The organism is Paenibacillus sp. JGP012 (genome assembly GCF_014203995.1).
GTDB classification, from domain to species: Bacteria; Bacillota; Bacilli; order Paenibacillales; family Paenibacillaceae; genus Paenibacillus; species Paenibacillus silvae.
In genome coordinates this window covers 53,741-70,683 of record NZ_JACHKG010000027.1, presented here as the reverse complement: position 1 = coordinate 70,683, position 16,943 = coordinate 53,741, and the positions used below count along the sequence as shown (strand labels likewise).

The following is a 16,943-nucleotide window of genomic DNA, read 5'->3' as shown; positions in this document are numbered from 1 at the left end:
TTGCCAGGGCAACCTGCTTGAAGGTCTGCAAACCTTTCATCGGCAGCAGCATACGCACCAGGCTCGTTGGATTTATGAGCAGGGACGGATGGGAGTTTCCTTTGAATGGGTCCAGCAGCAACTACGATTAGCCTAAACTTTGTTATTCTACTGTAAATAAATTGGAAGCAGTTTTTGGCAAGTACAGTTATATAGATACAAGTAACCGAGGCACTCAAATCTACGAAGATATTACCTGATGATTGGCTTCAAGTTGAACTACTCATTTACACAAAAACGGAGAGGACAGAAAAAACTGGAGAAGCGAAGCGTTCGCCTTTATCACCGGATTTTCATCTGAGGAAAAAGAGAATCAAAAAAATCTGGGGATAACAGCGATCGAAAGTTGTTCTGTCATCGGAGTGCATGTGTAAATTGTCTTTAGTTCAAATAATGAGACAGGGAAGGGTGTTGTAACGTATGCGAATGAGAAAAAAATGGATGTCCGGTTTACTGACTTTGGCGCTGAGTACCGTACTTGTGTTATCTGGCTGTTCCGCCAGCAAGGAGGGCGGTGAGGGTACGCCGGCACCTGCGGAAGGCAATGATCCTCCTACGGAAGCAGCCGCCCAGGATACGATGATTATGGGACGTGGTGGAGACTCGGTTGCGCTTGACCCGGCTATTGTTACCGATGGGGAATCGCTCAAGATCGGGCATCAGGTGTTTGATTCACTTCTCGATTACAAGGGGGGTGGAACCGAGGTCGTGCCAGGATTGGCAGAGAGCTGGGAGATTTCGGCGGACGGGTTGAAATATGTGTTCAAGCTGAAATCCGGGGTGAAGTTTCATGACGGCACCGACTTTAATGCGGAAGCCGTTGTGTTTAATTTTAATCGCTGGAGTGATCCGGCAAGTGAATATAAATTCGAAGGTGATTCCTTCGACTATTACGATTCCATGTTTGGGCCAGAGGGCGCGCGTGTGATCAAGGAAGTGAAGGCGCTGGATGAGACAACGGTTGAGTTTACCCTGAACCAGCCGCAAGCCCCTTTCCTGCAAAATATTGCGATGACATCTTTCGGGATTGCGAGTCCAACCGCGATTCAGGAGAAAAAGGAGAATTTCAAGAACGAGCCTGTAGGCACCGGTCCATTTGTATTCAAAGAGTGGAAGCGGAACGACTCCATCACGCTGGAGAAAAACGCGAATTACTGGAAGGAAGGGCTGCCGAAGCTGAACAAGGTGATCGTGCGCTCCATTCCTGATAACACCGCTCGTTTCAACGCACTGCAGAATGGCGAGATTGATGTCATGGAGGACCTGAACCCGGACGATCTGTCGATTCTGGAGAGCAACAGCGAGCTGCAGAAGATTGAGCGTCCACCGTTCAACGTGGCGTATCTCGGGTTTAATTTTAAGAAAAAACCGTTTGATAACGTCAAAGTCAGACAAGCACTGAACCATGCTGTGAACAAACAGGCTCTGATCGACGCCTTCTTTGCGGGACAGGCGAAGCCAGCGGTCAACCCGATGCCGCCAACGTTATGGGGCTACAATGATACGATTGAAGATTACGTTTATGATCTGGAAAAGGCAAAAGCTTTACTGGCCGAAGCGGGCTACCCTGACGGATTGCCTGATCCGGTGACATTTTATGCAATGCCGGTATCCCGTCCATATATGCCGGATGGCAAGAAGGTAGCGGAGGCCATTCAGGCGGATTTTGAGAAAATTGGTGTGAAAACAAACATTGAATCCCCCGAGTGGGCGACCTATCTGGACGATTCCAAAGCCGGGGAGAAAGACGATATTTACATGCTCGGTTGGACGGGAGACAACGGTGACCCGGATAACTTCCTGTACACCCTGCTGGACAAGGACGCTATTCCGGGCAACAACCGCAGCTACTATGTGAATGAGGAACTACATGGTTTGTTAACAAAAGCGCAGCAGGAGACGGATCAGGACAAGCGTGCTGATCTGTACAAACAGGCTCAGGTGATTATCAAGGAGGACGCGCCGTGGATTCCGCTTGTGCATACCACACCGATTTTGGCTGGAAAGGCGAATCTGAAAGGGTTCGTGACATCTCCACTCGGAACGGAATCGTATGCGGGAGCTTATTTTGAGTGAAACGAAGCCAAATCAAATCAAATCAAACAAAGGTAAGGCATAAATGACAGTGTAGCCAGGGCAAATGCACTGGTGGACATGCAATGCTTGTTAGATGATTCTGCATCCTGGAAGTGACGATCCGAAGCATGTGTGTTTGCCAGTGCTTTTTCTTATCTCGCTTATATGAAATCATATGCATGATACGTTTAGGGCAGGTGATCTGGAATTGAACAGCTATATTGTCAAACGTGTGCTGGTACTGCTGCCCGTTCTGCTGGGCATGACGTTAATCGTTTTTTCGATCATTCATGCGATACCTGGTGATCCGGCCGAGACGATTCTGGGGCAAAAAGCAACCGAACAGTCCAAGCAGGCCCTCCGGGACCAGCTCGGACTTGATAAACCCTGGTTCCAGCAATACTTCGCTTATCTGGGCGATTTGCTGAAAGGGGATCTGGGCACTTCCATTCGCACCAAGGTGCCTATTGCCCAGGAAATTGGCCCATATCTGACCGCAACGCTTGAACTCACGATGGCGAGCATGCTGTTTGCCATTATTGTTGGGGTGAATGCTGGCATTATCAGTGCCTGGAAGCATAACTCATGGTTTGATTATTGCTGCATGGTCATCGCTCTTGTCGGGGTATCCATGCCCATCTTCTGGCTGGGTCTCATGGAGCAGTGGCTGTTTGCGAACAAGCTGCAGTGGCTGCCGTCGATCGGACGCATGAATGCGCGTGATCCGGTGGATGCAATTACAGGTTTGTACGTGCTGGACACCCTGCTTGCGGGACGCTGGGATCAGCTGTGGACGGTGACCAAACATCTGATTTTGCCAAGTGTGGCATTAGGCACGATTCCGATGGCTGTTATTGCGCGGATGACCCGTTCCAGCATGCTGGAAGTGATGAGCTCGGATTATATTCGTACCGCCAAGGCGAAAGGCTTGGGACCGTTTTTTGTCGTATACGGACATGCACTCAAAAATGCATTTATTCCCGTGCTGACCGTCATCGGTATACAGACCGGGTCGCTGCTGGGCGGTGCGGTGCTGACAGAAACGATCTTTGCCTGGCCGGGTGTCGGACGTTATATATATGAAGCGATCAGTTCGCGGGACTATCCCGTGATTCAGAGCGGAATTCTGATTGTAGCTTTCTTTTTCGTAGTAATCAATCTGATTGTAGACCTGCTGTATGCCGTGTTTGATCCGCGGATCAGCTACAAGTAAGAAGGACGGATGTAAGGGAAGAAGCTGAATTACAGACAAACAGATGAATTACGGCAAAATGTTACGAGTAAGAGAGTTCAAAAATGAAACCATAGGTAAACCGGTGTAAAGCAGAAGCAAAGCAAAAGCAAAAGCAAAAGCAAAAGCAAAAGCAAAAGCAAAAGCAAACCATAATTAAATCATAAACAAGCGGGAAGTTTGCTAGTAAACGCAAGATAAAAATTGCTTGTACACTACAACGAAGGAAACATTACGGCTTGTTAATTTATTCAGTCTTTTACACTTATATATGTTCAGCAAAGGAGAACCTGTATGGCCAAATTGTCGACCAATACTGGACAAACTGTTGATGCAGTGCCGGCGAGCGGGTCTGGCCCCTGGCGTGAGGCGTGGAGGACTTTTCGGCGTAATCGACTTGCTTTGGCAGGTTTGCTTATTATCGTTTTTTTCATTATTCTGGCCTTTCTTGCACCGTATATCACACCATATAACTACAAAGAGCAGGTGCTGCAGGACCGACTTCAGGCTCCTTCGGCAGAGCACTGGTTTGGAACAGATGATTTGGGGCGAGATGTCTTCTCCCGTGTGCTGCATGGAGCGCGAATATCGCTATGGGTTGGATTTTTCTCGGTCATTGGTTCCATCATTGCAGGAGCGCTGCTGGGCCTGATTGCCGGATTTTATGGTAAATGGGCTGACATGCTGATCTCACGTTTATTTGATATTTTGCTGGCATTTCCGGCCATTCTGTTGGCGATTGCTATTGTGGCCATTCTAGGGCCCTCGCTACAGAACGCGTTACTCGCGATTGCCATCGTGAATATCCCAACCTATGGACGGCTCGTGCGGTCACGGGTACTCAGCCTGCGGCAGGAGGAGTTTATTACCTCGGCACGTACGCTGGGGGCAGGCAATGCACGTATTTTGTTCAGGCACATTTTACCGAACAGTCTTACACCGCTTATTGTACAGGGCACGCTCGGCATTGGCACGGCGATCATTGAGGCTGCTGCACTCGGGTTTCTTGGCATGGGCGCACAGCCGCCAGACCCGGAATGGGGCAAAATGCTGTCGGATTCCCGTCAGTTTATTCAGAAGGCTCCGTGGACCCTTATTTTCCCTGGCCTCTCGATTATGCTGACCGTGCTGGGCTTTAACCTGATGGGCGATGGTCTGCGTGACACCCTTGATCCCAAGATGGCGAAGAAGTAGAGGGGGAAAGGTTGGCGTCGCGGTACGAGGCATATAAGCGGTGAAGTAGTATGCGTGGTAGTAGAGTAGAAATAGTGGCAGCAGCAGAAGTAGAAGTAGAAGTAGAAGTAGAAGTAGAAGTAGGGCACCGCCTGCTGCGTGAGCTGCTGCTCTGAACTCTAACGATTTCAGGAAAGCTTATATGTCAATTTCCCGGCTATTTCCCAAGCTAACGATTCCCAGAGAGCCTATTCATCGCAAAAACGGAGAATTTGCCCGAATTATCGCTCCATAGGGCGAAATAACGTTCCTGTAAATCGTTAGAATGGAAAATACCTGAAAAAGCGTGAATTAGCGTCTCTCAGAATCGTTAGCTTTTGAAGCTCAGTCGCTGCTGCTTGCGGTATAATAGTAACAGTAGCAAGAGTGGTAACAATAGTAGTAGCGTAGTCGCACCAGCAACAGTGGTAGCCACCTTCACTGCGTGAACTGCCGCTCTGAACTCTAATGATTCCAGGAAAGCTTATATGGCGATTTCCCGGCTATTTCCCAAGCTAACGATTCCCAGAGAGCTTATTCATCGCAAAATCGGAGAATTTGCCTGGATTATCGCTCCATAGGGTGAAATAACGTTCCTGTGAATCGTTAGAATGGAGAATACCTGAAAAAGCGTGAATTAGCGTCTCTCAGAATCGTTAGCTTTTGAAGCTCAGTCGCTGCTGCTTGCGGTATAATAGTATTCGAGGCTCGAGGTTAAAGGTTAAAGGTTAAAGGTTAAAGGTTGGAGTGTGGTACGACACCATTTGCCAGCGGATTTCAGCGATTTGGGCCTGCGCGGTATCCTGGAGGCATCTATGAAGCCCACTGAATTGCATCTTTTACCGCCACTTTGCCCCCCTGCTGCGTCACTTTTCCTTGACGTACCCCGGCACGCCTGCGATAAATTTTCTGGGTTGGAACGAAATTTCAACAAAGCAAAGTGGGCTGCCTTCAGCGTTTTCAGACACACCATATTTTGTTGCTGGCACTTGAAATCCATCGTTCGTTTGGCCGAAATTGAGTCCTAGGGCGGCGTTTAAGGTTAGTGACTACTCGTCGTGCAGATGTTAGTAATCGTTTGCTTTCTCCACACACTCCGTCCCGAACCGAGCTTCGAGCCGGTTTTTTGTGTTGCTGGAGCAAGTACGTTACACTGGGCTAAGGGTGTGAATTCGACCGAGCGAGACGTATAGCCAAGGAACACATCTGGCGCTGAACATGTGGTGTGAAAAAACAATATAACGAGTTGAAGTATGTACCATGCCGTGTAAAATCAATCATTTTGTTAAAATAACCGTCTTCGTATTGACACCCAATTTTCCCATATGTTATATAAAAAGAAGGGCTTAGCACTCTGGTCATTTGAGTGCTAACAATTCAGCAGCTATACCACTACATATGGAATGATTTTGCCAAACATGTGGCTATGCTGCGCAAGAGTAGTGGAGAGTGAACGAAATCGGATTTGCAGGAATCGAAGCGTTCGCCCTCATTCCAGAATTTCTCCCACATTCGATCGGATATAATGAAATGGGTGGATAACAGCGATCCGAAAAACGATTCGTTATCAAGACCTCTGCCTTGCAGCGCAGCTTGCCTTTTTCAAGCGAATCATTCGATACCCAATTTGAAAGGAGCACTTCATTCATGGCGATTAAGAAAGAGTTTCAGGCAGAATCCAAACGTTTGCTGGATATGATGATCAACTCCATTTACACCCAAAAGGAAATTTTCCTCAGAGAGCTGATCTCCAACTCCAGTGACGCCATTGACAAAATATATTACAAAGCATTGACCGACGATTCACTCGTATTCAACAAAGAGGATTACTTCATCAAGCTTACCATTGATAAGGATAACCGTACCTTGACGATCACCGATACCGGGATTGGGATGACACAGGAAGAGCTGGAGAACAACCTGGGTGTGATTGCGAAAAGTGGTTCCCTGGCGTTCAAGAAAGAAAACGAAGCCAAAGACGGTCACAACATTATTGGCCAATTCGGGGTAGGTTTCTACTCTGCATTTATGGTGGCGGACAAGCTGACCGTAACAAGTAAAACGCTGGGCAGCAACGAAGCGTGGAGATGGGAGTCCGAGGGTGCGGACGGCTATACCATCACACCTGCTGAGAAAGACTCGGTAGGTACGGAGATTGTGCTGACGATTAAACAAAACACCGAAGAGGACTCGTATGACGAGTTTTTGGAAGAGTATCGCCTGAGATCCATCATCAAGAAATACTCCGACTTCATTCGTTACCCGATCAAAATGGATGTGACCAACCACCGTCCGAAGGAAGGCACGGAGAACGAGTTCGAGGAGTACAAGGAAGAGCAAACCGTCAACAGCATGGTGCCGATCTGGCGTAAAAATAAAAGCGAGCTGACCGAAGAAGACTATACCAACTTCTATATGGAGAAACGGTACGGTTTTGACAAACCGCTCAAACATCTGCACATTAGCGCGGACGGCGCGGTGGTATACAATGCGATTCTGTTTATCCCGGAGAACACACCGTTTGACTACTACACCAAAGAGTACGAAAAAGGTCTGGAGCTTTACTCCAACGGCGTATTGATCATGGATAAGTGCGGCGACCTGCTGCCGGATTATTTTGGTTTTGTGAAGGGGATGGTGGATTCCGAGGACCTGTCCTTGAACATCTCCCGCGAGATGCTGCAGCATGACCGTCAGCTTAGCCTGATTGCCAAGAACATCAAAAACAAAATCAAAAGCCAGCTGCAAAGCCTGCACAAAGACGAGCGTGAGAACTACGAGAAATTCTATCAAGCGTTTGGTCGTCAGCTGAAATATGGCGTATACAGCGATTATGGCGCAAACAAGGATATACTTCAGGACCTGCTTCTGTTCACGTCCTCCAAGGAGAACAAGCTGGTGAGCCTGGACGAGTATGTTTCCAGAATGCCGGAGGATCAGAAGTACATCTATTATGCTGCGGGTGAGTCGATCAGCCGGATCGAGAAGCTGCCACAGATCGAGGGAGTATTGGAAAAAGGATACGAAGTCCTCTATTTTACGGACGATATCGACGAGTTCGCGATCAAGATGATCACGAACTATAAGGAGAAAGAGTTCAAATCGATCTCCAGCGGAGACCTGGGTATCGAAGATAGTGCAGAGAAGGAAGAGAACGAAGCGCAGGACAATGACAACAAGGAATTGTTCGAAGCCATGCAGGAGCAATTGGCGGGTAAAGTCAAAGCAGTGAAAGCATCCAAACGCCTTCGCAGCCATCCGGTATGTTTGTCCACAGAGGGCGAGCTGACGATCGAGATGGAGAAGGTGCTCAAAGCGATGCCGAACAGCGGCGACGTACAGGCGGATAAAGTGCTGGAGATCAACGTGAACCATGATGTGTTCAAATCGTTGAAGGATGCTTTTGCGCAGGATAAAGAGAAATTGAGCTTGTACACCAGCCTGCTGTATCACCAGGCGCTGCTGATTGAAGGTCTGCCGATTCAGGACCCAGTGGAGTTCACGAACGATATCTGCAAAGTGATGGTGTAAGTCTGCTGGAATGTTGAGTTACCCAGTTAACGCTTCATCAGGATTAGAGTAAGTGTGTATGTTTAAATCACAGCTCGATAGGTGGATTCAGCCTACTTAGAAGGTAGACCCGACAGGAGACGTTATGTGCCTGCCGGGTTTCTTTCTTTTTATAATGGGGCTGCTCACGTACCACTCATGTCATTCTTTCATTCAGGCAACAACTCAATTTAAGGCACCGTACATTACATTACATTACATTACATTACATTACTTTACTTTACCTTACCTTGACCCAATACAGCTAAATTCAGTCCAATCGGCTGAACCTGCCCAGTCCGCCCAACTGCTAATTTACTCTAACGATTCCTGGAAACGTTATTTTGCACTTTTTCGCACATTATTTTTTCTAACGATTCGTAGAGACGTTAATTCTCTCCACAGCTCCATATATTCGGTTTTTTGCGGGTTTAGGGTGAAATAGCGTTTGTGAGAATCGTTAGAATTGGAAACGTGTGAAAATGGGCCCAATAAGCTCTCTCAGAATCGTTAGCGGTGGAGGGAGGTGTAATGCGGCCTGTGTAGTAGCGTTAATTACGTTCTGTCCAACATTGTAGTGTTTCACTTGTGACGTGAAGCTCCTAGTACGCGGTGTCCCGCTTCATAACGAGGGTGGTCTGCTACATGTATCGTGCGTGCTGCACACATTGGAAATCAACCGCTTATGCATATGCTGCGGACGTTCCGAGCATTCTGTTCATGTCCATGCACTGCGCACAACTCATTTCTGATGTGTACAATCATCGCAACTTCTCTCTCCCGCCAAACGACGGGTTGTTTCTAATTCTATGCACAGATCATAGTCTTGCAGGGTATAATAGTTAAAGATAGGGCTGTACATCACCAGTTGATGTGAGAAGAGATGACATGACGAGCAGGTTTTGCTTTTCGAAACCGCAGATGTTGTGTATAATCACTCAAAATAGAGACAGTCGGCTAGGAGTGATTCACATGCAATGGAATGATCTGAGAGAACATAGACAATATCCTGAATTAACGAAACTGGAGGGCTCGCGTGCAGCGTATGAACGAGACTACTCCAGACTGATACATTCACCGACCTTTCGGCGGCTGCAAGGCAAATCACAGGTATTTGGAGCAGGTACGGGCGATTATTATCGCACACGTCTGACTCATTCCCTGGAGGTGGCGCAGATTGCCCGAGAAGCGGCCAGAAGTCTGCTGCGGCGTTATCCTGAGGTAGACTTTAGCCAGGCGGAGAGTCCGGGGCTTATCATTGATTCGGAGGTGGTGGAGTGTGCTGCGATTGCACATGACTTCGGCCACCCGCCTTTCGGGCATAAAGGGGAAGAAGTGCTGGATGGCATTCTGGATGATCTGATCAACACAGAAACCAAGAAGATCATGAAGAAAAGCCGTACAGCCAAAGTGCCCAAGGCCGAATCCGAGGTGCGCGCGGAGCTGAAGCGGAAATACGAGCATTTTGAAGGAAACGCACATAACTTCCGTCTTATTATGTATCTGGAGAAGCGGGAGGATATCGACGGACTGAACCTCTCCGATGCCGTGCTGCTGGGCATTAACAAGTACCCTTACCCGGGCACGGAGAGCAAGAAAGGCATGTACCATCATGAATGGCAGTACATCCGCGAGATTCGGGAGCGCTGGAGCATCCCTGCTGGCAAGAAAACTCTTGAGGCGCAGCTGATGGACCTCTGCGACGACATAGCGTATTCTGCACATGATCTGGAGGACGGCATCAAGGCAGGCAAAATCGAGGTGCATGAGCATTTCCTGCAGGACCAGCATATCAACCGGCTCATTGTAGATAAAATCACCACGCTGGAGGATTTATTCTGGAAGGGCTGGACCCGTGAAGCAATCGCGGAAAAAGTGGAAGAGGTCCTTGCGTCGTTCCTGCGCATCTGGAATGAGAAGATGCCTTTCTGTGAGCATGACTACTCGCGTACCCGTCGTGAGGTGAAAGCGTATTGGGTCAGCCTTTTTGTTGGAAGCCTTGGTGTCATTGATGATGGCGATTGGAAAAAAGTAACTTTCGTGCGCGAGGGTGTGGAAGACCTCGACATGCTGCGCACGGTGAGTGTGCTCAAGAGCTTCGCCTGGGTAACGATGATTCGGGACCTGCGTGTACAGCGGCTGCAAAAACGCAGTGAGTGGATGATCAAGCGCTTATGGGATGCGTTCCTTGACCCGGAAACGTCAAAATCCATCATACCATCCGATTGGCTGCAGCGGTATGAGAAGGATCAGGCCAAATCTCAGCCGATCTGGACCTGGGAACATATGGTGATTGATTATATCGCCGGCATGACGGATGCTTTTGCCGAGAAAATTTATAATGAGCTGTACGGCCTGAAGGTGGGTTCGATCTATGATCTGGATTAGTGTGCAGCATCTGTGATCTGTAATCCGGGTTATTGGACTCCATTTATGGTCTGGTGGAAGAGAAGGAAAGAGAAGCATGTTCTCATAAGGAGTTGAGGCTTTGACGTTTGAAAAAAATATCAGCCTCGGTGTGCTGGATCTGGTCCCCCGGTTGAATGGTGTGACCGCTGAACAGGCGCTTCAGCAAGCTGTGCTTCTGGCTCAACGTGCTGAGGCGTGGGGGTACGCCAGATATTGGACTTCCGAGCATCATGACATGGCTGAGCTTGCTTCGGCTGCTCCAGAGGTGCTGCTGGCACATATCGGCGCAAGGACGGCATCCATTCAGCTTGGTTCAGGAGCCGTCCTGCTGCCGCATTACAGCCCGCTGAAGGTGGCGGAGTCGTTTCGTCTGCTTGCGTCGCTGTATCCGGGCCGTATTGAGCTTGGATTAGGACGGGCTCCGGGCGGAGGACCTCATGCCACTATGGCGCTCAGCGGCAATTACCTGCAGCATGTTTCGAAGCTGCCTGAATCCCTTGCGTCATTGACCGCGCTGCTGGAGGATCGTTATACGTATGAGGATGTTCCGGTTACAGCTCGTCCGATTCCTGAAACTCCGCTATCCCTATGGATGCTGGGCACCAATCTCAAGAGTGCAGCCTTTGCCGCCCAGTTTGGTATGGGGTATGTGTTTGGTCAATTCATGAGTGATTCGGATGGCGTGCAGGCTGTTCGTCGTTATCGCGAGCAATTTGTTCCGAGCGCTCATCTGAAGCGGCCTGTGGTCATGGCGGCCGTTAGTGTGATGTGCGCTGCTTCAGAGAGAGAGGCTTTGATCTGGAGCCGTGAGATGGCGGACAAACGCAGAGAGAATCAGCAGAGACAGTCAGGCGATCATCTGGATCGTGAACATCCTCTGGGATCGAGTAGCGCGCGTGATTCAGGTGGGCTAGTTGGTTCAAAAGATTCAGATTCAGATGTATTGAAGCATATTGCGGGCACACCCGAACAAGTGTGGCAGCAGCTTTGGCGGCTGGCGCAGAGGTTAAATACGGACCGCATCCTCATCGTGACGGCTGGGCCGGATTATGAACGCAGGCTGGATTCCTATCGTTTGCTTGCTGAAGCCAAAGAGGAGTGTTTGATTCGCTTTTCGCAGTGCAACAGTTAAAATGCATTATTGAAGTGTACTATACATGAAATCAAGAGCTGCAAATCCGAAGTATTCGGATAAAGCAGCTTTTTTAATTCGATAAATTTCAACATGTTTTTACAATTTACAGCGTCAACCTGACAAAAGAATGCTATAATATTTTATGGCTATTTATGGGTAGTCATCATATAGATGAGTGCAATTTGCAAGAGGCGATAGAATGGGTTAACCGCTGAAATAGCACTAAAATTGGATTTGATGTGAAAGTAGTCATGAGGGGGAAATTCATATGTTTAGCAGATTTAAAATCAGGAGTATCGGTCTGCGTATCAGCATCGCGTTTTATTTGTTAATCCTCTGTCTAATCATTTTAAGCGTTACCATTATTGGCCGGATGAATTCAATCGAAACGAACACGAATGATATTACTCGTAACTGGATGCCGTCTATTCAGGAGATCAACCGCTTGAACTATACAACAGAGCATATTTTGTCTTTAAGTTATCGCTACTTTGATGCTGATGCATCCGACAGACCTGCGATTAACGAAGAGCGTACCAAATTTATTCGTGAGACAACACAAGCTATTGCCGCTTATGATAAACTGAGCAAGTCTGCGAAAGAGGCGGAAAACTGGAATTCGTTTAATGGTAAGTGGGAAGCATATCTTAAAATCAATACGCAAGCGATTCGACTAAGTGACGAAGGACAGACACAGCTTGCCAAGGAAGTTGCTGTCAAAGGAGCGGACTCCTTCGATACTATGCAGGTGAATCTGGATTACCTCGTCAATTACAATCAGCAGCAATCGGATGCATCCGCAGCCCAAACGATCCGTTCCGTTCAGGATGGCAGGTTGGCAGTGATTATAGGTGTGCTTGTGATGATTATCATCACGGCTATATTTGTACCGATTATCCGTACACAAGTCGTTAAACCGCTGCTTCGTGTCATCAGTGCCGTTAAATTGATCGCGGAAGGTCAGTTGAACGTACAGGATGTACATACGAAACATGAAGATGAGGTTGGTACTCTGGCGAAAGCGGTCAATGAGATGAAAGCTAACCTGACTTCGATGGTGTTAAATGTAAGGCGTGTAGCCGAAACGGTGAATCGGCAAAGCAATGAATTGGCCATCGCTTCGGAAGAAGTCAAGATTGGCAGTCAGCAAATTGCGATTACAATGGAAGAGTCTGCGAAGGCTGCTGAAAGTCAGGCACAAACTGCAGTAGAATCTGCTCGCGCGGTTGAAGAACTGAATCATCATATTCAGAAACATGCAGAGCAGGGAAATCAGCTTCGTGATATGTCTAATCAGGTGCTGGAGCAAGGACAGAATGGCCGTAAGGCCATGGAAGAATCTGTACAACAGATGCAGCAGATCGCCAGCGCAGTGTCATCTTCAATGAACAAGATGGAGCAGCTCAATCGTAAAAACGAGGATATTTCCAAGTTGGTGCTGGTGATTCACGACATCGCGCGTCAAACGAACCTGCTGGCGTTGAATGCGTCGATTGAAGCGGCGCGGGCTGGCGAGAGTGGACGCGGATTTGCGGTTGTCGCCTCCGAAGTTCGTAAATTATCCGAGGCTGTACAGGCTTCTGTTGAAGAGATTACGACCATTACTCAGGACATTCAACAGGACTCACAGGGAGTTGTAAACGAACTGCGTGTCGGTGTGCAGGAAACACAGCTTGGACAGGAGCATGTACTTGCTTCAGGTCAGTTATTCGGGACTATTAATCAATCCGTTGAAGGCATGGTTGAAGTCATTGGAAGAATGACGGATGGACTTGCCGGGATGGAAGAGAGCAGTGGTCAAATGAATGATTTCAGTCAGCAGATTTCTGCGGTATCCGAGCAATCGGCTGCAAGTGTGGAGGAAGTCTCTGCTTCGGCAGAGGAACAGGTAAGCTCATTGGAAATGATCAGCAGTAATATTCAAACGTTGAAGGAAATGTCTGACGATCTGGTCGTTTCTATTGAAAAACTGAAAGTTTAATCTGTTCTGTATGAAGCTGTTCTATTTTAATAGAAGAAACAGGGTAAAACGGTTGTTTGAACCATCATGTTTACGTCGTATAAAATCAGGTTTAAGACCAGGTACTAATGAAAGTGATAAGGGGGATTTCCGATGCTGGAGGTCCCTGTTTTTTTATTTTCTGGTCAAAAGCAAGCTGCATCAAAACCCTGTACAGTTGTCACTCATCCTGACTTTGGATACAATGACTACCGACGCTTGGCGCTGCTCGAAGAGAGGGTATGCTATGAAAGATGGGAAAAGAGGAGTATTATGGCGAATGATCTGAACAAAGCCGAGGTGTATCCTGCAAGTTCTGCTGAATTTGAACGGATCGACGAAGGTGACACTATAGAATCTCAACATTTTCATTACCTATATACCTTTGCATGTCATGAAAATGAGCTGCAATTATGCGAGATGGAACTAAGCACCCTTCTTCAAACGGATTTGACGATAAATAGTGCCGGCAGCTCGTACGTTTGGTCTGAACGATGTATTTTGCCGGGGAGAAGTCCATTTATCCATGGACGGCTGGAGGTGCTTGGACATGGCGATTCAGCTGCCGAATTACTTCCTGTGGCCAGGGAGATTCGTTTGATGCCAGAAGAGACGTTTAAGGTGGTTTGTTTGAAGGCAGGAGACGCTGTGCCGGATTATGATCAGGCTCGCAAGTTAGAAAGAGACATCGGGATGTGTATCCGGGGAACAGCTCAGATGAAGCAGCCTAAAGTGACTTTTGGACTAATCAAAACAGGGCAAAAATGGCTCCTCGGTCAGTGGACAGAATCGGACAAGTCATGGCAGGTTCATCAGCAGAAGCCACAAAACTACTCCACCGGATTCGGTGTTGCTCTGGCAAGAGCACTTGTGAATATCGCTGTTCCAGAAGTGGAGGGACATCGTTTGCTTGATCCCTGCTGCGGGATGGGGACCGTTGTCATTGAAGCTTTGTCCATGGGAATTGATGCAAGAGGTAATGATCTGAATGCACTTGCAGTGCGGGGAGCACGTGTCAATTTACCACACTTTGGATATGATGCACAACGAATTACGCTAGGGGATATGAAGGAGCTTGAGGGAAGTTATGATTCGGCATTATTCGACATGCCGTACAATCTATGCTCTGTTCTTCCCGATCATGAGCAGCGGGCAATGCTGATGAAATTACGTGAATTGTGTGGTCGAGCTGTAATTGTTTCTACAGAGTGGGTTCAGGAGCATTTATTGGAAGCGGGCTGGACCATTGAGCGGTATGGAACGGTTCGTAAAAGTGCATTTGTAAGGCATATCTGGGTATGTTCCTGACCGGTATAAGCGAATTGAGTCCTATGAAAAACTCCACCAAGGAAAATATTTTCCTGATGGAGTTTTTTTGTTGTGCGCTGAACTCTTGGCAGCATATTCTCTGTCTTATATTGATTTGTAATTTGAATCATATTGCACGAGAACATGTGTTTGTGTTAATATTTATGACTATAATCGACAAGGTTGAGCGGTAGAGTTTTGCCAGCAACGTAAGCTTCCAGATTTTTGATGAAAATATCAAGAGCGCGTTCTGTGTACTGCTCTGTACTTCCTGCGATATGTGGTGTAATTAACACATTGTCCATTGTCCAGAGCGGGTGGTCTGCCGGGAGAGGTTCCTCTTCAAATACGTCCAGGGCTGCAAAAGCGAGCTTCCCGCTGCGAAGAGCACCTAGAAGTGCTTCTGTATCTACGCTGGGGCCGCGACCTACATTAACAAAACAAGCATGGGTTTTGAATTGATCGAATGTATTTTGATTGTAAATGTGATGGGTTTCATCGGTCAGTGGCAAAATATTGATTACATAATCGCCTTGACGGACAGCCTCATGCAGTCCGGACATATCATACATATGATCTATGTTTGGTACATCCTTGCCTGAACGTCGTACGCCAACAGTGTGCATGCCCAGAGCTTTCAGGACTCGTGCTGTTTCGGTGCCGATTTCCCCAACGCCGACGATTACTGCTGTTTTGCCATGCAGTTCCGGCAGCGCTTTGCCGGGAGCCTTCCATTCGGCTTGATGCTGATACAGCATAGCTTGTCTCAACCATCGGCTGTGGGATAACATCATTCCCAGAATAATTTCCGTAATAGGGATGGCATGAACGCCATTGGCACTGGTCACCTGAATTTGTTTATGCTGCAGATCCTCTATTGGAAGATGATCAACACCAGCCGACCAGACCTGAATCCATTTCAGTGGACTGTCCTCATTTAGTGCATGTTCACGAATAAGGGAAGACCATCCGAGTATAATCTCTGCTTTTTTAAATTCGGCTGGATCGAGGTCTTTGGCTTTGCCGATCTGGATGGTGTACCCTGGTGCGGCTTGCTGTATCCGCTGCTGCTGCTCTTCAGATAATGCTGGAAAACATATGATTTTGCCCATAAAGTGTATTCCTCCTGAGATCAATGGATTCGTCTTTTCAAGTGTATCAGATTAGGTACATGACGTGCACAAAGATAGAAAATGCAGGAATGAAGCCTTATATGCAAATGTCACTCTTTGTGTCAATCTATATTTACCCAGCTTGAAATGCTATGCATATTTATGAAATAATAGAGCGAACTTTAGAGAGGTGTATGGAATGAATACTCAAGCAATTCAGGAACATGCATCCCGGCGGGAGCGTCTGTTTATCGCTGTACGTCTGCCTGAGGATATTCAGCAGTTTCTTCAGATGCAAGTACAGCCCATTCGGAACAAACTTGATTTTCGCAAATGGACGGACCATAGGGATTATCATATTACATTGCAGTTTTTGGGAGATACGTTGATGAGTGATGTCGGTCATCTTCGTGCAGCCCTGCGTACTGTTGCTGCTGAATTTAGCAGGTTTGAGCTGCAGCTTGACACATGGGGCACATTTGGCCTGGAACATTCACCCAGGGTTCTATGGAGGGGTGTTAGCGGAGAGGTAGAGCGGTTACACCTTCTGCAAGCGACGATTGTTCAGGCGACGAAGGAGCTAGGCTTTGAAGCAGAGCTGAGGCCGTATCGTCCACATGTGACCGTGGCCAGAAAATATGTTGGACACTTGCCTGGAATGGATAATAATGGTGTCACAAACCTCGTTACAGAACCTGTTTCTCATGGGAATTCATGGACTGTGGACGGGTTTGTACTTTATGTGACAAGGCTTGCACAATCGCCAATGTATGAGACACTGGATACGTTTTCATTTTCCTGAAAAACTTTTTTATGCCATAAACTCACATTGACATTGTGTTTATCCCTATGTAATATTAGCCATCGTTATTC

Annotated in this window: 10 protein-coding genes; 9 read left to right on the top strand and 1 reads right to left on the bottom strand. The window is 47.6% G+C overall.

What is annotated here, in order from left to right; translation table 11 throughout:
• The first annotated feature begins 465 nt into the window (after nt 1-465).
• The 8 genes from HNR77_RS23845 (at nt 466) to HNR77_RS23810 (ending at nt 14,958) form a co-directional block, all read left to right on the top strand.
• Nucleotides 466-2,115: an ABC transporter substrate-binding protein gene (locus HNR77_RS23845; protein WP_184189868.1), complete on the top strand. Its 1,650-nt coding sequence runs from the start codon at nt 466-468 to the stop codon at nt 2,113-2,115.
• A 208-nt stretch (nt 2,116-2,323) separates the two neighbouring features.
• Nucleotides 2,324-3,328 (top strand): ABC transporter permease, encoded by a 1,005-nt coding sequence (locus HNR77_RS23840; RefSeq protein WP_184189878.1) that lies wholly within the window; start codon nt 2,324-2,326, stop codon nt 3,326-3,328.
• A 312-nt stretch (nt 3,329-3,640) separates the two neighbouring features.
• The gene (nikC, locus tag HNR77_RS23835; protein ID WP_184189866.1) at nt 3,641-4,540 is read left to right on the top strand and encodes a nickel transporter permease; all 900 of its coding nucleotides are present in this window, start codon (nt 3,641-3,643) and stop codon (nt 4,538-4,540) included.
• 1,665 nt (nt 4,541-6,205) lie between these two features.
• Complete coding sequence (gene htpG, locus HNR77_RS23830) at nt 6,206-8,089, top strand: molecular chaperone HtpG (protein WP_184189864.1); 1,884 nt, start codon at nt 6,206-6,208, stop codon at nt 8,087-8,089.
• 990 nt (nt 8,090-9,079) lie between these two features.
• Entirely contained in the window at nt 9,080-10,495 is a 1,416-nt protein-coding gene (locus tag HNR77_RS23825) for a deoxyguanosinetriphosphate triphosphohydrolase family protein (RefSeq protein ID WP_184189863.1), read from the top strand.
• Nucleotides 10,496-10,595: 100 nt separating this feature from the next.
• Nucleotides 10,596-11,648, top strand: coding sequence for an MsnO8 family LLM class oxidoreductase (locus tag HNR77_RS23820; protein WP_184189861.1), 1,053 nt, complete (start codon nt 10,596-10,598; stop codon nt 11,646-11,648).
• 271 nt (nt 11,649-11,919) lie between these two features.
• Complete coding sequence (locus HNR77_RS23815) at nt 11,920-13,632, top strand: HAMP domain-containing methyl-accepting chemotaxis protein (RefSeq protein WP_184189859.1); 1,713 nt, start codon at nt 11,920-11,922, stop codon at nt 13,630-13,632.
• Between the two features lie 291 nt (nt 13,633-13,923).
• Nucleotides 13,924-14,958, top strand: a complete 1,035-nt coding sequence (locus HNR77_RS23810) for a TRM11 family SAM-dependent methyltransferase (RefSeq protein ID WP_184189857.1) — start codon at nt 13,924-13,926, stop codon at nt 14,956-14,958.
• Nucleotides 14,959-15,113: 155 nt separating this feature from the next.
• Here the strand turns inward: HNR77_RS23810 and HNR77_RS23805 are convergent, their stop codons facing one another.
• Nucleotides 15,114-16,070 carry a D-2-hydroxyacid dehydrogenase gene (locus HNR77_RS23805; protein ID WP_184189855.1) on the bottom strand — a complete coding sequence of 319 codons (957 nt, stop codon included), beginning with the start codon at nt 16,068-16,070 and terminating at the stop codon, nt 15,114-15,116.
• A gap of 199 nt (nt 16,071-16,269) precedes the next feature.
• Here HNR77_RS23805 and thpR point away from each other — a divergent pair, with 199 nt between their 5' ends.
• Complete coding sequence (thpR, locus tag HNR77_RS23800; RefSeq protein WP_184189853.1) at nt 16,270-16,872, top strand: RNA 2',3'-cyclic phosphodiesterase; 603 nt, start codon at nt 16,270-16,272, stop codon at nt 16,870-16,872.
• The last annotated feature ends 71 nt before the right edge of the window (nt 16,873-16,943 follow it).